Below are 20,179 nucleotides of genomic sequence, written 5' to 3' on the forward strand. Positions count from 1 at the left end.
GTCCGGCGGCCGGCAAAACCTTATCTATGCTGCTTGCATCACCTCAATCGGGTAGAACCCAGGGACGGGGGGCTGATCATGATTTCCATCACCGAATTCAACCGCATCATGGCCTCAGGCTTCCTGCCGCTTGCGTGCGAGTGCTGCCTCAACAGCGACGGCTCGCTGCGCATCAGCGTGTTCGAGCCCACGTCCGGTCGTGTCGACTTGCTGTTGACCCGTGTATCGCCCGAGGGCCTGGACAGCATCCGTGCCATCTCCAACCTGATTGGTGAGTTGCGTGCCGAGATAAAGGCCGGGCGCCGTGGGTTTGCTGCGGTAGGTTAGCGGCCGTCCAGCGCGTCAGAGGCGCCGCAGGAAGGATTTGACGATGTGGCGGGTGGCGTCCGTGGTGTCCAGCTCATCCAGGGCGCTGTAGGCATACCACTGGCAATCGACAATCTCGTTGCACGGCCGTGCCTCGTCGATATTGACCACCGAGGCCTCGAACACATGGTGGACGGTGTCGCGGGCCTTGAGCTCCTGCAGGTACAGCAAGCCGTCCACGTTTAAACCGGTTTCCTCTTCCAGCTCGCGTTCCGCCGCGCCTACCGGGCGCTCGTGCGCTTCTACTTTCCCGCCGGGCAATGCCCATTTTGATCTGGCTTTACGCACGAAGAGGATGTGCCCCTCATGTTCGCAAATGACAGTCGCCCTAATTTTCATCGGATGTGCCCCCGCGCCGGATGAATGTCATAAAAGTGTAATGCAAATGTCATGCTAAGTGGTTATGGCGCGCCAGGGCCGGTATGTGGATACTGCCCGATTGACGAATACGACCGAGGACATTAGATGAAGACCATACGCTGGGGCATGATCGGCTGTGGCAGTGTCACTGAATTGAAGAGTGGACCGGCTTTCTATAAAGCGCCAGGTTCGGCATTGGTCGCCGTGATGGGGCGGCGTGCCGAGGCGGTGCGCGATTATGCGGCGCGCCATGGCATTGCTCGTTGCTATACCGATGCCCAGGCCTTGATCGATGACCCCGAGGTGGATGCGGTCTACATCGCCACTCCGCCCGCCAGTCACCTTGAGTACGCCCTGAGAGTGGCCGCGGCGGGCAAACATTGTTGCGTCGAAAAGCCGATGTCGCTGAATGCTGAACAGAGCGCGTTGATGCAGCGCACATTCGAGCGCGCCGGGCTGCACCTGTTTGTCTCCTACTACCGGCGTTCATTGCCACGCTTCCAGCAAGTGCGCACCTGGCTGCAGGAAGGCCGTATCGGTGAGTTGCGCCACCTGACCTGGACCTTGTGCAAACCCGCTGCCGTAACAGACTCCGACGCCACCAATTGGCGCACCGATCCGGCCATTGCCGGTGGCGGTTACTTTGCCGACCTGGCGAGCCATGGGTTCGACCTGTTCCAGTACCTGGCCGGGGACATCGTCGAGGTCTCAGGCTTTTCGGCGCGACAGGCTGGGCGCTACGCGGCAGAAGATGCCGTGACGGCCTGCTGGACATTTGCCAGCGGTGCATTGGGCATGGGCTGCTGGAATTTTGTGGCGGACCGACGCGAAGACCGGGTCGAACTGATCGGCAGTCGCGGTCGTATTCAGTTTTCGGTGTTCGAGGACCAGCCGCTGCGTCTTGAAGGCGAGACCACCGAGGTGTTGGACGTGCCGTGTCACATCCATATTCAATGGCACCATGTCATGAACATGAACGCGCATATTCGTGGCCAGGCCGAGCATCCGTCGCTGGGCATCGAAGCGCTGAAGACCGATATCATCCTGGACAAGGTGTTACACCGTTACTCCCAGCATCCCTAGGCGTGGCGATAGCGTAAGGCTTTACTCTTTTAAAGGAATACCGGGATGAAATACTGGATGGTGGTGTGGCTGCTGATGGCCACCGCGGTAACGGCGGCGCCACGCAGCCAAGGGCAGGCGGGTGAGTTTGATTTCTATGTGCTATCGCTCTCGTGGTCACCCACGTTTTGCCTCACGCACCCAGGCAACGAGCAATGCTCAGGTAAAGGCTACGGCTTTGTGCTGCATGGTTTGTGGCCGCAATACGCGCGAGGAGGGTGGCCTGCGTCCTGCACACCGCAGACGCGCTTGAGCGAGGCAGAAATGGACAAGGGCGCGGCGCTGTTTCCCACCCGCACGCTGCTCAAGCATGAATGGGCCAAGCATGGCACCTGCAGTGGGCTGGAGCCGTTGGAGTATCTGGAGAAGACCGATGTGGCGCTCGGTGCGGTTGCCATTCCGCAGCAACTGCAGCCGTTCAATACGCCGCCGTCATTGCAGGCCCACGAGATCGAGGCGCTGTTTCGCGAAAGCAACCCACGCATGGGCAACCACGGTATGGCGGTGATCTGCAAGGGCAAGGTGCTGTCGGAAGTGCGGGTGTGCCTGACCAAGGATCTCGCGTTTGCCGGTTGCCCGCGCAGTGTGAAGAGCCAATGTCGGAGGGGCGATATTCGTATTCCCACCCAGCGCTGAGAGATGCCCTGGATCCCACTATGAAAGCTGGCTTGTTGGGTCGCCGTATCGCGGCGATGGCGGCGTGCCAGCCGATGGCTATCTACCTGACGCCTCCGCGATCCAACTGTGGGAGCTGGCTTGCCTGCGATAGCGGCCTGACAGCCAACACAGCTGGATTGTGTACATATCCATTCCTGCGGTAACGGCTACTTAGGGTTCCGCCCTGACGGCGGGTCACTTTCGAAAAGCGCGAAAGTAACCAAAGCGCTCTTGCCCCACCACTCGGCACCTCGCTTAGGCTCGGTGTGCCCGAACACAGGCTTGAATCCGTGGGCCGCCGCCACGCGCCATCCATGGCGCGGGGCGGCTAACCCGGCGTCCTGCCGGGTTACCCACGAATTCAAGCCTGCGTTCGGCCAGCGTGGTTTAACGGGGCGCCTGAGATCAAGATCAAAAGCAGATCAAGATCAAGATCAAGAGCGGCTCGCTTCGCATCGTGGTTACCTGTGGGCGGCACATTCGACATCTCTGTCGATTGAACGGCCGCCATCGCAGGCAAGCCAGCTCCCACAGTTGATCGCGGGGGCACTAATCAGATCAGCGTCCGTTTCTGAAGTACCCAGGGGCATTTTCTTCAATACCCTCGTGTCCCTGCGCGGTACCGTGATCTAAACCTCGTTTGGGATCACAAAAGGAACTGCAATGAGCTTGATTCTCTCCATGGCCGCCTTTGCCCTGGCCACGTCCATCACGCCGGGACCGGTGAATGTGGTCGCTTTAAGTTCTGGCGCACGTTTTGGTTTCGTCGCCAGCCAGAAACATGTCTTCGGCGCCGCCGTGGGTTTTACCTTGTTATTGGTGTTGATCGGCCTGGGGTTGCATGAAGTATTGGTGCGCTGGCCGATCCTGATTCAATTGATCCGCTGGGGCGGCGTGGCGTTTTTGTTGTATATGGCTTGGAAGCTGGCGGTGGATGATGGGCGGCTGGACGCTGACGGTGCGCACACCGCGCCGTCGATGTTGTATGGCGCGATCATGCAGTGGCTCAACCCGAAAGCCTGGCTGGCGTGTGTGGCAGGCATGGGGTTGTTCGTGGCCGATGGCGATGCGGCGCAGGTGTGGTTGTTTGCCGCGCTTTACCTGGTGATCTGCTACCTGTCGGTGGCGTGCTGGGCGTATGCGGGGACGTTTTTGCGCCGCTACTTGAACAACCCCAAAGGTGTGCGGCTGTTTAACCGCTCAATGGCCGCGTTGCTGGTGGCCAGTGTGGGTTATTTGCTGATGGCTTGAGGTTCTCGCGGTATTGCCCCGGCGTGGCCGCGAAGTGTTGTTTGAAGGTGCGCTGGAAGTGTGCCTGGTCGGCAAAGCCCGCGGCCAGGGCGACGTCGGCAATCAGTGCGCCATTGCGCAGTTGGCTGCGGGCGAACTGGATGCGGCGGTTGACCATGAAGGCGTGGGGCGTCAAGCCGTAATAGTGCTTGAATGCGCGGATCAGATAAGACGGCGACAGCTCGGCGGCCTGGCAGATGTCTTCGAGTTTCAAGGCCTGCGTGCAGTGGGCGCGGATGTAGTCGGCGGCGCGTTCCAGTTTGTGGTTGACCTCGCGTACCGGCGTCAACGAAGGATTCAGGCGCTGTTGCACCTCGGTGAAGTAACTCACCAGCGTGCTCTGTTTTTGCAGCAGTTCGGCCTGTTCATCCACTAGCGTGCGGTACAGGTCGAGCAAGCCGTGGTACAGCCCGGTGTCGCGAGTATGGGGTGTGTCGAATGGCCGGTAGCCCTGGTCGGTACTGAACCCCAGCTGGTATTGCAGGTCGGTCAGCCAGGGCGTGTCGAGGTACAGCATGTGGTAGGACCAGGGCTGGTCATGGATGGGGTTGCACGCATGCACATCGCCTGGGTTCATCAGCACCACGGTGCCGGCGCTGATTTCGAAGGTGTGCGCGCCGTAGTGGTAATAGCTGCAGCCCGTGGTGATCGCGCCGATGGAAAAATGCTCATGGGCGTGTCGGGTATAGGTGACCTTGCGCCCGTCGGCGATGCTGCGGGCTTCGATGAACGGCAGGCGTTCGTCGCGCCAGAAGCGCGGCGTGTCTGCGGGACGGGCGATTGGGCTGAGCGACATGGCGTTATTTCTCCTGCATTTTCACCCGCGTTACGTCAGGCCGGTACCAAAAAAGCGGCCTTGAGCAACTGCCGGGTATAGGCATGTTGCGGGTCGGCAAAAATAGCCTGGGCATCGCCTTGCTCCACCACCTGGCCTTGCTTGACCACCATCAATTGGTGACTCAGCGCCTTAACCACCGCCAGATCATGGCTGATAAACAGGTAGGTCAGGTTGTACTTGGCCTGCAAGCCGCGCAGCAACTCTACCACCTGGCGTTGTACCGTGCGGTCCAGGGCCGAGGTGGGTTCGTCCAGCAGGATCAGGCGCGGCTTGAGCACCAGCGCTCGGGCAATGGCGATGCGTTGGCGCTGGCCGCCGGAGAATTCATGGGGGTAGCGATGCCGGGATTCGGGGTCCAGGCCCACCTCCTTGAGCGCCGCGATAATCGCCGCTTCTCGTTCGGCGGGCGTGCCCATCTTGTGGATACGCAGGCCTTCGCCAACGATCTCGCTGACGCACATGCGCGGGCTCAGGCTGCCGAACGGGTCCTGGAATACCACCTGCATTTCCCGGCGCAACGGGCGCACCTGCTGTTGGCTGAGGCGGTCCAGTTGCTGGCCTTCGAAGCGAATCCCGCCCTGGCTGCCGATCAGGCGCAAAATTGCCAGGCCCAGGGTGGACTTGCCCGAGCCACTTTCGCCAACGATGCCCAGGGTTTGCCCCTGGGGCAGGCTGAAGTTGATGCCGTCCACGGCCTTGACGTAATCCACGGTATTTCGCAAAAAGCCTTTCTTGATCGGAAACCAGACTTTAAGGTCATCCACTTCCAGCAGCGGTGGGCCGACCGCGTTGTTGGCCGGACCGCCACTGGGCTCCGCCGCGAGCAGTTCCTGGGTGTAGGGGTGTTGGGGCGACTGGAACAGTGTCTCGCAATCGGCCTGTTCAACGATGCAACCTTGCTGCATCACGCACACACGGTGGGCGATGCGCCGTACCAGGTTGAGGTCGTGGCTGATCAGCAACAGCGCCATGCCCAGCCGCGCCTGCAGCTCCTTGAGCAATTCCAGGATCTTCAACTGCACGGTGACATCCAGCGCCGTGGTCGGCTCGTCGGCAATCAACAACTCCGGCTCGTTGGCCAGGGCCATGGCGATCATCACCCGCTGGCGCTGGCCGCCGGACAGCTCGTGGGGCAACGCCTTGAGGCGTTTGTGTGGCTCGGGGATACCCACCAGCTCCAGCAATTCCAACGTGCGCTCGGTGGCGACCTTGCCGGTCAGGCCCTTGTGCAGGCCGAGCACTTCGTTGATCTGTTTTTCGATGGAGTGCAGCGGGTTCAACGAGGTCATCGGCTCCTGAAAGATCATCGCAATGCGGTTGCCGCGTATATGCCGCAGGGTCTTCTCTTTGAGCGTCAGCAGGTCTTGCCCTGAATACTCGATAGTGCCCGACGGATGCCTGGCCAACGGGTAGGGCAGCAGGCGCAGGATCGAATGGGCGGTGACCGATTTGCCCGAACCGCTTTCGCCCACCAGCGCCAGGGTTTCGCCGCGCTTGATGTCGAAGCTCACGTGGTTGACCACCCGGTGATGATGCTCGCCGGTGACGAACTCGACACTGAGGTCGCGGATTTCGATCAGGTTGTCCGGATTCATCTCATTTCCTCGGGTCGAACGCATCGCGAGCGGACTCGCCGATAAACACCAGCAGGCTCAACATGATCGCCAGCACCGCAAAGGCACTCATGCCCAGCCACGGCGCTTGCAGGTTGGATTTGCCCTGGGCCACCAGCTCACCCAGCGACGGCGAACCTGCCGGCAGCCCGAAGCCGAGAAAGTCCAGGGCGGTCAGGGTGCCAATGGCGCCGGTAAGGATGAAGGGCAGGAAGGTCATGGTCGAGACCATCGCATTGGGCAGGATGTGGCGAAACATGATGGCGCCGTTCTGCATGCCCAACGCCCGCGCAGCCCGCACGTACTCCAGGTTGCGTCCGCGCAGGAACTCGGCGCGTACCACATCCACCAGGCTCATCCAGGAAAACAACAGCATGATCCCCAGCAGCCACCAGAAGTTGGGTTGCACGAAGCTGGCCAGGATGATCAACAGGTAGAGCACCGGCAAGCCGGACCAGATCTCCAGGAAGCGTTGCCCGGCCAGGTCGACCCAACCGCCATAGAAGCCCTGCAAGGCGCCGGCAATCACGCCGATGATTGAGCTGAGTATGGTCAGGGTCAGGGCGAAGAGCACCGACACGCGAAAGCCGTAGATCACCCGCGCGAGCACATCACGCCCCTGGTCATCGGTGCCCAGCAGGTTGACCGAGGACGGCGGCGCCGGGGCCGGGACTTTCAGGTCGTAATTGATGCTCTGGTAGCTGAACGGAATCGGCGCCCACAAGGTCCAGGCGTCCTTGGCTTTTAGCAGTTCCTGGATGTACGGGCTCTTGTAGTTGGCTTCCAGCGGGAATTCACCGCCGAAGGTAGTCTCCGGGTAGCGCTTGAGCGCCGGGAAGTACCAGCCGCCGTCGAAGTGCACCGCCAGGGGCTTGTCGTTGGCGATCAACTCGGCGCCCAGGCTCAGCACGAACAGCACCAGGAACAGCCACAGCGACCACCAGCCACGCTTGTTGGCCTTGAACCGCTCGAACCGGCGGCGATTGAGGGGGGACAGGTTCATCTCAATGCTCCCGGCTGGCAAAGTCGATACGCGGATCGACCAGGGTGTAGGTGAGGTCGCCGATCAGTTTCACGATCAGCCCCAGCAGGGTGAAGATAAACAGCGTGCCGAACACCACCGGGTAGTCACGGTTGATCGCCGCTTCAAAGCTCATCAGGCCCAGGCCGTCGAGGGAGAAGATCACTTCCACCAGCAACGAGCCGGTAAAGAAGATACCGATGAAGGCCGAAGGGAAACCGGCGATCACCAGCAGCATGGCGTTGCGGAACACGTGGCCATACAGCACGCGCCTGTTGGTCAGGCCCTTGGCCTTGGCAGTGACCACGTACTGCTTGTTGATCTCGTCGAGAAAACTGTTCTTGGTCAGCAGGGTCATGGTCGCGAAGTTGCCGATCACCAGGGCGGTGACGGGCAGCGCCAGGTGCCAGAAGTAATCGAGGATCTTGCCGCCCCAACTCAACTCCTCGAAGTTGTTGGAGGTGAGCCCGCGCAAGGGGAACCAGTCGAAATAACTGCCACCGGCAAACACCACGATCAGCAGAATCGCAAACAGGAACGCCGGTATCGCATAGCCGACGATGATCGCCGAGCTGGTCCACACATCGAAATGGCTGCCGTGGCGCGTGGCCTTGGCGATCCCCAGGGGGATGGACACCAGGTACATGATCAGGGTGCTCCACAACCCGAGGGAAATGGACACCGGCATCTTTTCCTTGATCAGGTCGATGACCTTGGCGTCTCGGAAAAAGCTGTCACCGAAGTCCAGCTGGGCGTAGTGCTTGACCATGATCCACAAGCGTTCCGGCGCCGACTTGTCGAAGCCGTACATCTTTTCGATTTCCTTGATCAGCGCCGGGTCCAGGCCCTGGGCGCCACGGTAGCTGGAACCGGCCACCGCGACTTCGGCGCCGCCACCAGCAATGCGGCTGGTGGCGCCGTCGAAGCCTTCGAGCTTGGCAATCATTTGCTCCACCGGGCCGCCGGGAGCGGCCTGGATGATGACAAAGTTGATCAGCAAGATCCCGAACAGCGTGGGGATGATCAGCAACAGGCGGCGAACAATATAGGCCAGCATTTAATCGCCTCCGCTCGCCGTATCGGCGCGTGTGTCCAGGGGGACGGCAGGTGTGACGTCGGGTTTGCTCCACCAGGTCGCGGTGCCGACGTCGTAGCGTGGCGAGACCTTGGGGTGGCCCAGGTGGTCCCAGTACGCCACGCGGAAGGTCTTGATGTGCCAGTTGGGAATCACGTAGTAACCAAACTGCAGCACACGATCCAGCGCCCTGGTGTGGGCGATCAGGCTTTGGCGCGAACCGGCGTCGATCAACTCTTCCACCAACTGGTCGACCGCAGGGTCCTTGAGGCCCATGTAGTTGCGGCTGCCGGGCTTGTCGGCGCTGGAGGATTTCCAGAACTCGCGCTGCTCGTTACCCGGCGAGGTGGATTGCGGGAAGCTGCCCACCAGCATGTCGAAGTCGCGCGAGCGCAGGCGGTTGACGAACTGTGAGACGTCCACGCGACGAATCACCAGATCGATGCCCAGGTCTGCCAGGTTGCGCTTGAACGGCAGCAGGATGCGCTCGAACTCGGTCTGGGCCAGCAGGAACTCAATGGTCACTGGCTTGCCGGTACTGTCTACCATTTTGTCGTCAACAATCTTCCAGCCCGCTTCCTGCAGCAGTTGGTAGGCCTCGCGTTGCTGGGTGCGGATCATGCCGCTGCCGTCGGTGTGGGACGGTTCGAACGCCTGGGTGAAGACTTCGCCAGGGATCTTGTCGCGCAGCGGCTCGAGAATCGCCAGCTCGTCCGGACCGGGTAGGCCGGTGGCGGCCATTTCCGAGTTTTCGAAATAGCTGCGGGTACGGGTGTAGGCACCGTTGAACAGCTGCTTGTTGCTCCATTCGAAATCCAGCAACAGGCTGATGGCCTTGCGCACCCGCACGTCCTGGAACATCGGCTTGCGCATGTTGAACACAAAACCCTGCATGCCGGTAGGGTTGCCGTTGGGGATTTCTTCCTTGATCAAGCGGCCTTCTTTCACCGCTGGAATGTTGTAGGCATTGGCCCAGTTCTTGGCGCTGAACTCCAGCCAGTAGTCGAACTGCCCGGCCTTCAAGGCTTCCAGGGAGACAGTGCTGTCGCGGTAGTAATCGGTGATGCGGGTATCGAAGTTGTAGAAGCCCTTATTGACCGGCAGGTCCTTGGCCCAATAATCCTTGACCCGCTCGTAGCGAATCATGCGGCCCGGCTTGACCTCGGCCACTTGGTAAGGCCCGCTGCCCAGGGGGATTTCCAGGTTGCCCTTGGAAAAATCCCGGCTGGCCCACCAGTGTTTGGGCAGTACTGGCAACTGCCCAAGGATCAACGGCAACTCGCGGTTGTTGGTGCGCTTGAACTTGAACAGCACGCGCAACGGGTCTTCGGCCACCACCTCATCGACGTCGGCGTAGTAGTTGCGGTACAGCGGGTTGCCTTCCTTGATCAGGGTCTGGAAGGTAAACACCACGTCTTCGGCGCGTATCGGGTGGCCGTCATGGAAGCGCGCTTCGGGGCGCAGATAGAAGCGCACCCAGCTGTTGTCCGGGGCTTTTTCGATCTTGCCGGCCACCAGTCCGTATTCGGTGATGGGTTCGTCCAGGCTCTGCATGGCCAGGGTGTCGTAGATCAGTGGCAGGTTGTCTGCCGGTACGCCCTTGCTGATATAGGGGTTGAGGCTGTCGAAGCCGCCCATGGCCGATTCGCGAAAGGTGCCGCCCTTGGGGGCGTCGGGGTTTACGTAGTCAAAATGCTTGAAGCCGGCGGGGTACTTGGGGGGCTCGTTGTAGAGAGTCAGCGCATGTTGTGGCGCGGCGTGCGCCGCAGTGCACAGCAACAGGCTGGCGAGCAGGGTAGTACGCAAGGACATCATTGGGCTTTCTCCGAAGCTTTCAGCCACCACGCGCTCAGACCCAGGCTGTAGGGCGGCGTGGTGACGAAGGCGAACCGGTTGCGGTACGCCAGGCGATGATAGTTGAGGTACCAGTTGGGAATGCTGTAGTGCTGCCACAGCAGCACCCGGTCCAGGGCGCGGCCGGCAGCCAGTTGTTCTTCGCGGGTCTGCGCCGCCAGCAGTTGGTCCAGCAGGTGGTCGACCACCGGGTTGGCGATACCGGCGTAATTCTTGCTGCCTTTGATTGCGGCCTGGCTGGAGTGGAAGTACTGCCACTGCTCAAGGCCGGGGCTCAAGGTCTGGTTGAGGGTCATCAGAATCATGTCGAAATCGAATTGATCGAGGCGCTGTTTGTACTGTGCGCGGTCCACGGTACGCAAGCGGGCGTCGATGCCGATGCGGGTCAGATTTTCGACATAGGGTTGCAGGATGCGCTCGAGGTTCGGGTTGACCAGCAGGATTTCCAGGCGCAGCGGTTGCCCGTCCTTATCCAGCAGGCGCTGCCCCGACAGTTTCCAGCCGGCCTCGCTGAGCAGGGCCAGGGCCTGGCGCAGGGTTTCGCGGGGGATGCCGCGGCCGTCGGTGTGCGGCAGGCTGAACGGCTGGGTGAACAGCGCGGCCGGCAGTTGGTCGCGGTAGGGCGAGAGCATCAACCACTCATGGCCCACGGGCAGGCCGGTGGCCGAGAACTCACTGTTGGGGTAATAGCTCACCGAACGCTTGTAGGCGCTGCTGAATAGCGTGCGGTTGGTCCATTCAAAATCGAACATCAGCCCCAGGGCTTCACGCACTTTGGCCTGGCTGAACGCCGGTCGCCGGGTATTCATGAACAGGCCCTGGCTCTGGGTGGGGATCTGATGGGCGATCTGCGCCTTGATCACATCGCCGCGGTTGACCGCGGGGAAGTTGTAGCCTGTGGCCCAATTCTTGGCCTGATGCTCGATATAAATATCGAATTCGCCGGCCTTGAAGGCTTCAAAGGCCACGTCGCTGTCGCGATAGAACTCCACTTCGACCTTGTCGTAGTTATAGAACCCCTGGTTGACCGGCAGGTCTTTGCCCCAGTAATCCTTGACCCGTTCAAACACCAGTTGCCGCCCAGGCGCAACCTTGGTGATGCGGTAAGGCCCACTGCCCAGGGGCGGCTCGAAGGTGGTGGCCTTGAAGTCACGGTTTTTCCAGTAATGCTGGGGCAGCACCGGCAACTCGCCCAGGCGCAGGATCAGCAAGGGGTTGCCGGCGCGCTTGAACACAAAGCGGATACGGTGAGGGTTGAGGATATCGACCCGGGCCACTTCCTGCAGGTTGGTGCGGTACTGCGGGTGGCCTTCGGTCAGCAGGGTGCGATAGGAAAACGCCACGTCATCGGCGGTGATCGGCTTGCCGTCGTGAAAGTGCGCTTCGGGGCGCAGGTTGAACACCACCCAACTGCGGTCCTCGCTGTATTCCACCGATTGGGCAATCAGGCCATAGCTTGAGGTGGGTTCATCGCCGGACGGCGCGTATTGCCCGGTGCCCACCATCAAGGGTTCATTGAGCTCGTTGACGCCGTACTGCAGGAAATTGGCGGTGGAAACCGGGCTTGAACCTTTGAAGGTGTAGGGGTTGAGCGTATCGAAGGTGCCAAATGCCATCACCCGCAATGTCCCGCCTTTGGGCGCTGCAGGGTTTACCCAATCGTAATGGGTGAATTTGGCCGGGTACTTGAGTGTGCCGAACTGCGCATAACCGTGGCTTTCGGTGATCGTCGCGTTCGCTGCAAAGCTCAAGGCCAGACTTATTAGTAGAAGGAGGGGACGCTTCAAGTCAGAGATCCGATCCAGGCGGCTTGGGCTTTATGATCGGTACAGTAACAGCTTGTTCCGGTTGGAAAAAGGCTGTCGGGAAGGCCATTTTGCGGACTGCAAGCTATTGGACGGTGTGAAGGTCAAATGTGGGAGCTGGCTTGCCTGCGATAGCATCACTGCGGTCTGACTGATAGACCGAGGTGCCTGCATCGCAGGCAAGCCAGCTCCCACACAAGCCAGCTCTCCCCGAGGTATTAGCGCGGCCCGGAAACCACCAGCATCTGCCCTGGTTTCAATGCCTGGCCGGTGCGCGGGTTCCAACGCTTGAGATGTTGCATCTCGACATTGAAGCGCTTGGCCACCATGTACAGCGAGTCACCTTTCTTGACCTTGTACTGCACCGGTTTTTTCGCCGCGACTTTACGCGTGTCCTGCATTACCAGGGTCTGGCCGACCTTGAGGGCCTGGCCGTTGAGCTTGTTCCAGCGCTGCAGGTCATGCACATCGACCTTGTTGGCCTTGGCGATCAGTGTGAGGTTGTCGCCACTGCGTACCTTGTAGCTGCGGGTACGCCCGGCAACCGCCTTGGTCTCGACTTCGTCGAACACCGGCTTCTTAGGGCGCATGCTCAGCAACTCTTCCGGCTTCATCGTCGAAAGGGTGCTGGTCAGCAGTTGGGCCTTGGAGGTCGGCACCAGCAGATGCTGGGGGCCGTCCAGGGTGGTGCGTTGTTTCAAGGCCGGGTTGAGCTGGAACAGTTCGTCTTCGTCGATCTCGGCCAGCGCGGCAACCCGTGACAGGTCCATGCTTTGCTTGACTTCAACGACCTCGAAGTACGGCGTGTTGGCAATCGGGTTCAGGTTGACGCCGTAGGCTTCGGGCGCCAGTACTACTTGGGACAAGGCCAGGAACTTGGGCACATAGTCCTTGGTTTCCTGGGGCAGAGGCAGGTTCCAGTAGTCGGTGGGCAGGCCGAGCTTTTCGTTGCGCTCGATCGCCCGGCTGACGGTGCCTTCGCCGGCGTTATAGGCCGCCAGGGCCAGCAGCCAGTCGCCGTTGAACATGTCATGCAGACGCGTCAGATAGTCCAGGGCGGCGGTGGTGGAAGCGGTGATATCGCGGCGGCCATCGTAGGCGCGGGTCTGGCGCAGGTTGAAGTAGCGCCCGGTGGAGGGAATGAACTGCCACAAGCCCACCGCATCGCTGCGCGAATAGGCCATTGGGTTGTAGGCACTTTCAATCACTGGCAGCAGCGCCAGTTCCAGGGGCATGTTGCGTTCTTCAAGGCGTTCGACGATGTAATGAATGTAGAGGCTGCCGCGTTCGCCGGCATTCTCCAGAAAGGAGGGGTTGCTGGCGAACCACAGGCGCTGTTGCTCGATGCGCGGGTTGACGCCGACACCGTCCTGCAATTGAAAGCCCCGACGCATGCGTTCCCAGACGTCCTGGGGTACTTCGGGGCTGGGCTTCTCTGATAGCCAAATAGGTTTTTGCTTGATCTTGGCAGCAAGATTCGGTTTGGGTTGCACGGTGGATTGTGCAGCGTAATGAGTCGATTGGCAGCCCGCCAGAGTTGCGGAAACGGCCACCGCCACGGCTTGAGCCAGGCGGGTCAATGCGTCTGAAGAAATGGATTTACGAATAGATGACGACATTGGCTGGAAGTAAGTTCCGGGCAAAAATGTCGGGCGATTCTAGAAAGCGCTTTGGTTCCGGTCAACCATTCAGAAATTACGTATCAGATTGCATCTGGTTAGAACTTATCTTTCCAAGCCCTCAAGCTAGCAAACACCTCGGCCCCAGAGCGGTTGTCGCGGCCGTTCCGTTCGTCCGCTTTTTGTTTAACGGATGTTTCAGCGGTGCGCAGAAAAGGGTTAGTACGTTTTTCCAAGGCCAGGTTGGAGGGCAGCGTCATCTCGCCACGGGCGCGAAGTTGGGCGACATTTTCCACACGTTCGGCGATGTCGGCATTGTGCGGTTCCACGGCTTGGGCAAATTTCAAGTTACTTTGCGTGTATTCATGGGTGCAGTACACCTGCGTATCGGCGGGCAGGGCGGCCAGGCGTTCCAGAGAGTTGTACATCTGTTCGGGTGTACCTTCGAACAGGCGACCGCAACCGGCGGCGAACAAGGTATCGCCACACAGCAATACGCCTTGGTGATAAAAGGCGATGTGGCCGAGGGTGTGGCCTGGCACGGCGTACACGTCGAAGTCCCAGCCCAGCACGCGGATATGGTCGTTATCGTGCAAGGCCACATCCCGCGCCGGGATCTTTTCGTTGGCAGGGCCATAAACCTTGGCGCCGGTGGCATTTTTCAGTTGCTCGACACCGCCTACATGATCATGGTGATGGTGGGTAACCAGTATGTCGCTGAGGCGCCACTCGGCATTCTGCTTGAGCCAGGCCAGCACTGGCGTGGCATCGCCGGGGTCGACCACGGCGCAGCGCTGGGTCGTAGGGTCTTGTAACAACCAGATGTAGTTGTCGGTAAAGGCGGGTAGGGCACTGATCTGTATCATTCTTCGATTCGCCAAGCTGAACACATTGGTGCATCTTAGAACGTCTAGGCGAGTTGGAGAATGCAATGACTGATAAAGCGTTCGCCCAGGCCGATCCTGAGTGGCTGGCCCTGATCAGCGCGGCCCGCGAATGGTTGTCCGGGCCGATTGGGCAGTTTTTGCTGGAAGAAGAGCGGCGCATGCTCGAAGACGAGCTGGGCCGGTTCTTTGGTGGCTACCTGGTGCATTACGGACCGTCGGCCGACACGCCTCCATCGGCGCCGCAGGTGCAACGCAATGTGCGCCTGGGTGCACCGTTGCCGGGCGTCGAGATCGTCTGCGAGGAACAGGCCTGGCCCTTGAGCGAACACGCCGCCGATGTGGTGGTGTTGCAGCACGGCCTGGATTTCTGCTTGTCACCCCACGGTTTGTTGCGCGAAGCGGCGAGCAGCGTGCGCCCTGGTGGCCATTTGCTGATTGTCGGCATCAACCCCTGGAGCAGTTGGGGCCTGCGCCGTGTGTTCGCCCATGACGGACTGCGGCAGGCGCGCTGCATCGCGCCATCACGGGTGGGCGACTGGCTCAACCTGCTGGGTTTCGCGCTGGAGAAACGCCGCTTCGGGTGCTATCGTCCGCCGCTTGCGACTGCCAAGTGGCAGGGCCGTCTGGCTGGTTGGGAACGCCGGGCAGGAGCCTGGCAGCTGTCGGGTGGCGGCTTCTATTTGTTGGTTGCACGCAAGATCGTGGTCGGGCTGAGACCGTTGCAGCAAGTGCGCCGCGAGCCGATCGGCAAGCTCGTGCCGATGCCGTTGGCCAAGGTCAACCGCGAACAAGGCGAACCGTAAAACCTCTTTTTGATTTCAGGCCGAATAACCGATGACCGATAGCGTAGAACTCTTCACCGATGGCGCCTGCAAAGGCAACCCGGGCCCAGGCGGCTGGGGCGCCTTGCTGGTGTGCAAGGGCGTGGAGAAGGAACTGTGGGGCGGCGAAGCCAATACCACCAATAACCGTATGGAATTGATGGGCGCCATTCGCGGCCTCGAAGAACTCAAGCGGCGTTGCAACGTACTGCTGGTGACCGACTCGCAATATGTGATGAAGGGCATCAACGAGTGGATGGTCAACTGGAAAAAACGCGGCTGGAAAACGGCGGCAAAGGAGCCGGTCAAGAACGCCGACCTGTGGCAATTGCTCGATGAACAGTGCAACCGTCACGACATCACCTGGAAATGGGTACGCGGGCACATCGGCCACCCTGGCAACGAGCGCGCCGACCAGTTGGCCAACCGTGGCGTGGATGAAGTGCGCGGGTACAAGCAGAGCTGAATCAACGACATCGCAGCGGCCGCTCGAGCCGCTGCTTCAACGCCGCCATCGCATGTGGCGAATCCACTTTGCTAAACCTTGTAAATAACTGTTGGGTGTCCACCGGTGGTTGGGGGCCATGGGCGCTTCGTTTACAGGGCGTGCTAATATCCCGCCCCTTGAACTGTACCGAACCGTTGAGAGCTGAACCCTGATGGCCATCCGATCTGTTGTACTCGATACCGAAACCACCGGCATGCCGGTGACCGATGGTCACCGGATCATCGAAATCGGCTGTGTCGAACTGATGGGGCGCCGCCTGACCGGCCGCCACTTCCACGTCTACCTGCAACCGGACCGCGACAGTGACGAGGGCGCGATTGGCGTCCACGGCATCACTGACGAATTCCTCAAGGGCAAACCGCGCTTCGCCGAAGTGGCCGATGAGTTCTTCGAATTCATCAATGGCGCCCAGTTGATCATCCATAACGCGGCGTTCGACATCGGCTTCATCAACAACGAATTTGCCCTGATGGGGCAGACTGACCGTGCGGACATCTCCCAGCACTGTACGATCCTCGATACCCTGATGATGGCCCGCGAGCGTCACCCGGGCCAGCGCAACAGCCTCGATGCCTTGTGCAAGCGCTATGGCGTCGACAACTCCGGCCGTGAACTCCACGGCGCCTTGCTTGACTCCGAGATCCTGGCCGACGTTTACCTGACCATGACCGGCGGGCAGACCAGCCTGTCCCTGGCCGGTAATGCATCCGATGGCAGCGGTTCGGCGGAAGGGTCGGGCAACCGCCCTTCGGAAATCCGCCGCTTGCCAGCTGATCGCAAGCCGACGCCGATCATCCGTGCCAGCGAGCAGGACCTGGCCGAGCATGCGGCAAGGCTGGAGGCGATTGCCAAGGCAGCCGGTGCGCCGGCGTTGTGGACTCAACTCACTCAGCAATAACCGCTCATGTAGGATCAGGCTTGCAGCCATGGGTACTTACACAGTTGCATCTGTGGCGAGGGAGCTTGCTCCCGTGACGGCCTGCCAGCCAACACCTATCTACCTGACGCTGCGCGATCAAACTGTGGGAGCGGGCTTGCCTGCGATAGCGGCCTGCTAGCCAACGCCTATCGACCTGACGCCCCGCGATCAAATTGTGGGAGCGGGCTTGCTCGCGAATGCGGCCTGACAGTCAACACGGTTGGATTGGGTACATCTCCATTCCTGCGGTAACGGCCACTTAGCGTTCCGCTCTGACAGCGGGTCACTTTGGAAAAGCCGGAATGCCGGCCCAGCCCACCCACATTTGGATTGCGGAGCCTCAGGTAGATAAGTGTCGGCTGGCAGGCCGCATTCGCAGGCAAGCCAGCTCCCACAGTTTGATCGCGGGGTGTCCGGCAGGTATGGCCCGGCAAGCGGGCCGTCACGGGAGCAAGCTCCTCGCGACTTATGTAGATACCTCTCGACCACCTGTGAAATCTTCATTCGCCACTTTTGCTTCCAGCTTCTACCCTTGTGCAAAGCCTCCGGAGTAAGAGTGCTCATGTACAAAGACCTGAAGTTCCCTGTTCTGATCGTGCACCGTGACATCAAGGCCGACACCGTTGCCGGTGACCGGGTTCGAGGCATCGCCAGGGAGTTGGAACAAGAGGGCTTCAGTATTTTTTCTGCGGTGGACTACGCCGAGGGGCGGCTGGTGGCCGCTACCCATCACGGTCTGGCCTGCATGCTGATTGCCGCCGAAGGCGCCGGGGAAAACACTCATCTGTTGCAGAACATGGTGGAGTTGATTCGCTTGGCGCGCCTGCGCGCACCCAACCTGCCGATCTTTGCGCTGGGCGAGCAAGTCACCCTGGAAAACGCCCCCGCCGATGCCATGAGCGAGCTCAACCAGCTGCGCGGCATCCTTTATCTGTTCGAAGACACCGTGCCGTTTCTGGCGCGCCAGGTCGCCCGCGCCGCACGCACTTACCTGGATGGCCTGTTGCCGCCGTTCTTCAAGGCGCTGGTGCAACACACCGCCGATTCCAATTATTCCTGGCACACCCCCGGTCATGGCGGTGGCGTGGCCTATCGCAAAAGCCCGGTGGGGCAGGCGTTTCATCAGTTCTTCGGGGAAAACACCCTGCGCTCTGACTTATCGGTATCGGTGCCCGAACTGGGCTCGCTGCTCGATCACACCGGGCCCTTGGCCGAAGCCGAGGCCCGCGCCGCGCGCAACTTTGGCGCCGACCATACGTTCTTCGTGATCAACGGCACTTCCACCGCCAACAAGATCGTCTGGCATTCCATGGTGGGGCGCGATGACCTGGTGCTGGTAGACCGCAATTGCCACAAGTCGGTGTTGCATTCGATCATCATGACCGGCGCGATCCCGCTGTACCTGTGCCCGGAGCGCAACGAGCTGGGGATCATCGGCCCGATCCCCCTGAGCGAATTCAGTCCTGAGTCGATCCGCGCCAAGATCGACGCCAGCCCCTTGACCCGTGGGCGACCACCGAAAGTGAAATTGGCGGTGGTGACCAACTCCACCTATGACGGCCTGTGTTACAACGCCGAACTGATCAAGCAGCAACTGGGCAACAGTGTCGAGGTGCTGCATTTTGATGAGGCCTGGTATGCCTACGCCGCCTTTCACGAGTTCTTCGCCGGGCGTTATGGCATGGGTACCTCGCGCACGCCGGACAGCCCCTTGGTGTTCACCACCCACAGTACGCATAAGTTGCTGGCGGCATTCAGCCAGGCGTCGATGATCCACGTGCAGGACGGCGGCGCACGGCAACTGGACCGTGACCGCTTCAATGAAGCCTTCATGATGCATATCTCCACCTCGCCGCAATACAGCATCATCGCGTCGCTGGATGTGGCCTCGGCAATGATGGAAGGCCCGGCCGGGCGCTCGCTGCTCCAGGAAATGTTCGACGAGGCCTTGAGTTTTCGTCGTGCCCTGGCCAACCTGCGTCAGCATATCGCGGCCGAAGACTGGTGGTTCTCCATCTGGCAGCCACCCTCGGTCGCGGGCATCGACCGGGTCGCCACGGCGGATTGGTTGTTGCACCCTGGGGATGAGTGGCATGGCTTTGGCGACGTGGTAGAGGACTACGTGCTGCTGGACCCGATCAAAGTCACGCTGGTGATGCCTGGCCTCAACGCCGGTGGGGCCTTGAGCGAGTGTGGGATTCCCGCTGCAGTGGTCAGCAAGTTCCTCTGGGAGCGCGGGCTGGTGGTGGAGAAGACTGGGCTGTATTCGTTTCTCGTGCTGTTTTCCATGGGCATTACCAAAGGTAAATGGAGCACCTTGCTCACAGAGCTGCTGGAGTTCAAGCGTAGCTACGATGCCAATGTCAGCCTGGCCACTTGCTTGCCGTCGGTGTATGCCCAAGGCCCGGCACGCTATCAAGGCCTGGGCCTGCGCGACCTTTGCGACCAGTTGCACAGCTGTTACCGTAGCAATGCCACGGCCAGGCACCTCAAGCGTATGTATACGGTATTGCCGCAAATCGCGATGAAACCCGCCGATGCCTACGACCAGTTGGTCAGGGGCGAGGTGGAGGCGGTCTGCATCGATGCCTTGGCAGGACGCATCGCCGCTGTGATGCTGGTGCCTTACCCGCCGGGCATACCACTGATCATGCCCGGCGAACGCTTCACCGAGTCAACCCGTTCAATCATCGATTACCTGGCATTTGCCCGCACGTTCGATAGCAGTTTCCCCGGTTTTGTCGCGGATGTGCATGGGCTGCAACACGAAGATGACGGCAGTGGCCGTCGTTATACCGTCGACTGCATCAAGGGTTAAGGAAGTCTATGCAAGCTGTAATGAACCCGAAGTATCCAGGGCTCAGTGTGCGAGTCGCCGACGAAGGTTTTGATGCCTATGTGTGGGGCAATGATTTCAGCTTTGAAGTCAGTGCCTATGGGGTGCCGCAAATGGGCCAGCGCGTCGAACAATGGCCGGTGGAAAAAGTGCTGCCGTACCGCAAGTGCTATGGCATCGACCCGGAAGAGTTCGCCAGTTTCCGTGATGCCGCCGACAGCTCGATCTTCATGGCGTACCTGGATGACCGCGCAGTGGGGCATATCGTGGTCAGCACCAACTGGAACGGTTTCGCCCATGTTGACGAGTTGGCCGTGGCGTTACCGGCGCGCCGACATGGCGTGGCCAAGTCGTTGTTGGACGTGGCGCAGTTCTGGGCTCGCAAGAAGAACCTGCCGGGCATGATGCTTGAGACCCAGAACAACAACCTCGGCGCCTGTCGCCTGTATGAGCGTTGTGGCTATGTAATGGGCGGCATTGATCAACTGCGTTATCGCGGGATTGACCCGCAAACCCGCGAGGTCGCGATTTTCTGGTATCGGTTGTTCAAGGCGCAGGTGGAGGCTGTCTGACCCCTGTAGGCGCGAG

At 60.4% G+C, this 20,179-nt stretch carries 18 protein-coding genes; 9 read left to right on the plus strand and 9 right to left on the minus strand.

What is annotated here, in order from left to right; translation table 11 throughout:
- The first annotated feature begins 78 nt into the window (after positions 1-78).
- Positions 79-327: a DUF1652 domain-containing protein gene (locus tag GIV35_RS08175; RefSeq protein WP_198716117.1), complete on the plus strand. Its 249-nt coding sequence runs from the start codon at positions 79-81 to the stop codon at positions 325-327.
- 15 nt (positions 328-342) lie between these two features.
- On the opposite strand, the gene GIV35_RS08180 is transcribed toward GIV35_RS08175, so the two are convergent.
- Complete coding sequence (locus GIV35_RS08180) at positions 343-705, minus strand: NUDIX hydrolase (RefSeq protein WP_014718243.1); 363 nt, start codon at positions 703-705, stop codon at positions 343-345.
- Between the two features lie 126 nt (positions 706-831).
- On the opposite strand from GIV35_RS08180, the gene GIV35_RS08185 reads away from it, so the two are divergent.
- The 3 genes from GIV35_RS08185 to GIV35_RS08195 all read left to right on the plus strand — a co-directional run bounded on the left by GIV35_RS08185 (position 832) and on the right by GIV35_RS08195 (position 3,756).
- Complete coding sequence (locus GIV35_RS08185; RefSeq protein WP_236265013.1) at positions 832-1,809, plus strand: Gfo/Idh/MocA family protein; 978 nt, start codon at positions 832-834, stop codon at positions 1,807-1,809.
- A gap of 45 nt (positions 1,810-1,854) precedes the next feature.
- A complete protein-coding gene (locus GIV35_RS08190; RefSeq protein ID WP_105227058.1) occupies positions 1,855-2,484 on the plus strand; it encodes a ribonuclease T2 family protein in 630 nt (209 codons plus the stop codon).
- A 684-nt stretch (positions 2,485-3,168) separates the two neighbouring features.
- Positions 3,169-3,756 (plus strand): LysE family translocator, encoded by a 588-nt coding sequence (locus GIV35_RS08195; protein WP_054897493.1) that lies wholly within the window; start codon positions 3,169-3,171, stop codon positions 3,754-3,756.
- On the opposite strand, the gene GIV35_RS08200 is transcribed toward GIV35_RS08195, so the two are convergent.
- The 8 genes from GIV35_RS08200 to gloB form a co-directional block, all read right to left on the minus strand.
- Positions 3,698-4,591 carry an AraC family transcriptional regulator gene (locus tag GIV35_RS08200; protein ID WP_236265281.1) on the minus strand — a complete coding sequence of 298 codons (894 nt, stop codon included), beginning with the start codon at positions 4,589-4,591 and terminating at the stop codon, positions 3,698-3,700. The two genes, GIV35_RS08195 and GIV35_RS08200, sit on opposite strands and share 59 nt — an antisense overlap.
- Positions 4,592-4,626: 35 nt before the next feature.
- Positions 4,627-6,228 carry an ABC transporter ATP-binding protein gene (locus GIV35_RS08205; protein WP_200648876.1) on the minus strand — a complete coding sequence of 534 codons (1,602 nt, stop codon included), beginning with the start codon at positions 6,226-6,228 and terminating at the stop codon, positions 4,627-4,629.
- Position 6,229: 1 nt separating this feature from the next.
- Positions 6,230-7,249: an ABC transporter permease gene (locus GIV35_RS08210; protein WP_003190688.1), complete on the minus strand. Its 1,020-nt coding sequence runs from the start codon at positions 7,247-7,249 to the stop codon at positions 6,230-6,232.
- Between the two features lies 1 nt (position 7,250).
- On the minus strand, positions 7,251-8,324 hold the full coding sequence (locus GIV35_RS08215; protein ID WP_236265282.1) for a microcin C ABC transporter permease YejB: 1,074 nt from the start codon (positions 8,322-8,324) through the stop codon (positions 7,251-7,253).
- Positions 8,325-10,157: an extracellular solute-binding protein gene (locus GIV35_RS08220; RefSeq protein WP_236265283.1), complete on the minus strand. Its 1,833-nt coding sequence runs from the start codon at positions 10,155-10,157 to the stop codon at positions 8,325-8,327.
- A complete protein-coding gene (locus GIV35_RS08225) occupies positions 10,154-11,983 on the minus strand; it encodes an extracellular solute-binding protein (protein WP_223024516.1) in 1,830 nt (609 codons plus the stop codon). Before GIV35_RS08225 ends, GIV35_RS08220 begins: the two co-directional genes overlap by 4 nt.
- 236 nt (positions 11,984-12,219) lie before the next feature.
- Positions 12,220-13,620, minus strand: a complete 1,401-nt coding sequence (locus tag GIV35_RS08230) for a transglycosylase SLT domain-containing protein (RefSeq protein WP_003190692.1) — start codon at positions 13,618-13,620, stop codon at positions 12,220-12,222.
- A gap of 98 nt (positions 13,621-13,718) precedes the next feature.
- Entirely contained in the window at positions 13,719-14,486 is a 768-nt protein-coding gene (gene gloB / locus GIV35_RS08235; protein ID WP_034126075.1) for a hydroxyacylglutathione hydrolase, read from the minus strand.
- A 65-nt stretch (positions 14,487-14,551) separates the two neighbouring features.
- Between gloB and GIV35_RS08240 the strand changes: the two genes are divergently transcribed.
- The 5 genes from GIV35_RS08240 (at position 14,552) to GIV35_RS08260 (ending at position 20,163) form a co-directional block, all read left to right on the plus strand.
- Positions 14,552-15,310 (plus strand): class I SAM-dependent methyltransferase, encoded by a 759-nt coding sequence (locus tag GIV35_RS08240; RefSeq protein ID WP_034126074.1) that lies wholly within the window; start codon positions 14,552-14,554, stop codon positions 15,308-15,310.
- Between the two features lie 31 nt (positions 15,311-15,341).
- Positions 15,342-15,794 (plus strand): ribonuclease HI, encoded by a 453-nt coding sequence (gene rnhA / locus GIV35_RS08245; RefSeq protein WP_003173571.1) that lies wholly within the window; start codon positions 15,342-15,344, stop codon positions 15,792-15,794.
- Positions 15,795-15,993: 199 nt separating this feature from the next.
- Positions 15,994-16,734, plus strand: a complete 741-nt coding sequence (gene dnaQ / locus GIV35_RS08250) for a DNA polymerase III subunit epsilon (RefSeq protein ID WP_164692278.1) — start codon at positions 15,994-15,996, stop codon at positions 16,732-16,734.
- 583 nt (positions 16,735-17,317) lie between these two features.
- Positions 17,318-19,573, plus strand: a complete 2,256-nt coding sequence (locus tag GIV35_RS08255) for an Orn/Lys/Arg decarboxylase N-terminal domain-containing protein (RefSeq protein ID WP_054897499.1) — start codon at positions 17,318-17,320, stop codon at positions 19,571-19,573.
- Between the two features lie 20 nt (positions 19,574-19,593).
- On the plus strand, positions 19,594-20,163 hold the full coding sequence (locus tag GIV35_RS08260) for a GNAT family N-acetyltransferase (RefSeq protein ID WP_019820276.1): 570 nt from the start codon (positions 19,594-19,596) through the stop codon (positions 20,161-20,163).
- The last annotated feature ends 16 nt before the right edge of the window (positions 20,164-20,179 follow it).

This window comes from Pseudomonas sp. PA-1-6B (assembly GCF_021609545.1).
GTDB classification, from domain to species: Bacteria; Pseudomonadota; Gammaproteobacteria; order Pseudomonadales; family Pseudomonadaceae; genus Aquipseudomonas; species Aquipseudomonas fluorescens_BV.

Excerpts from the sequence above, each read along its gene's own strand:
- GIV35_RS08175 (WP_198716117.1), top strand. The coding sequence starts at position 79 with ATGATTTCCATCACCGAATTCAACCGCATCATGGCCTCAGGCTTCCTG.
- GIV35_RS08180 (WP_014718243.1), bottom strand. The coding sequence starts at position 705 with ATGAAAATTAGGGCGACTGTCATTTGCGAACATGAGGGGCACATCCTC.
- GIV35_RS08185 (WP_236265013.1), top strand. The coding sequence starts at position 832 with ATGAAGACCATACGCTGGGGCATGATCGGCTGTGGCAGTGTCACTGAA.
- GIV35_RS08190 (WP_105227058.1), top strand. The coding sequence starts at position 1,855 with ATGAAATACTGGATGGTGGTGTGGCTGCTGATGGCCACCGCGGTAACG.
- GIV35_RS08195 (WP_054897493.1), top strand. The coding sequence starts at position 3,169 with ATGAGCTTGATTCTCTCCATGGCCGCCTTTGCCCTGGCCACGTCCATC.
- GIV35_RS08200 (WP_236265281.1), bottom strand. The coding sequence starts at position 4,591 with ATGTCGCTCAGCCCAATCGCCCGTCCCGCAGACACGCCGCGCTTCTGG.
- GIV35_RS08205 (WP_200648876.1), bottom strand. The coding sequence starts at position 6,228 with ATGAATCCGGACAACCTGATCGAAATCCGCGACCTCAGTGTCGAGTTC.
- GIV35_RS08210 (WP_003190688.1), bottom strand. The coding sequence starts at position 7,249 with ATGAACCTGTCCCCCCTCAATCGCCGCCGGTTCGAGCGGTTCAAGGCC.
- GIV35_RS08215 (WP_236265282.1), bottom strand. The coding sequence starts at position 8,324 with ATGCTGGCCTATATTGTTCGCCGCCTGTTGCTGATCATCCCCACGCTG.
- GIV35_RS08220 (WP_236265283.1), bottom strand. The coding sequence starts at position 10,157 with ATGATGTCCTTGCGTACTACCCTGCTCGCCAGCCTGTTGCTGTGCACT.
- GIV35_RS08230 (WP_003190692.1), bottom strand. The coding sequence starts at position 13,620 with ATGTCGTCATCTATTCGTAAATCCATTTCTTCAGACGCATTGACCCGC.
- gloB (WP_034126075.1), bottom strand. The coding sequence starts at position 14,486 with ATGATACAGATCAGTGCCCTACCCGCCTTTACCGACAACTACATCTGG.
- GIV35_RS08240 (WP_034126074.1), top strand. The coding sequence starts at position 14,552 with ATGACTGATAAAGCGTTCGCCCAGGCCGATCCTGAGTGGCTGGCCCTG.
- rnhA (WP_003173571.1), top strand. The coding sequence starts at position 15,342 with ATGACCGATAGCGTAGAACTCTTCACCGATGGCGCCTGCAAAGGCAAC.
- GIV35_RS08255 (WP_054897499.1), top strand. The coding sequence starts at position 17,318 with ATGTACAAAGACCTGAAGTTCCCTGTTCTGATCGTGCACCGTGACATC.
- GIV35_RS08260 (WP_019820276.1), top strand. The coding sequence starts at position 19,594 with ATGAACCCGAAGTATCCAGGGCTCAGTGTGCGAGTCGCCGACGAAGGT.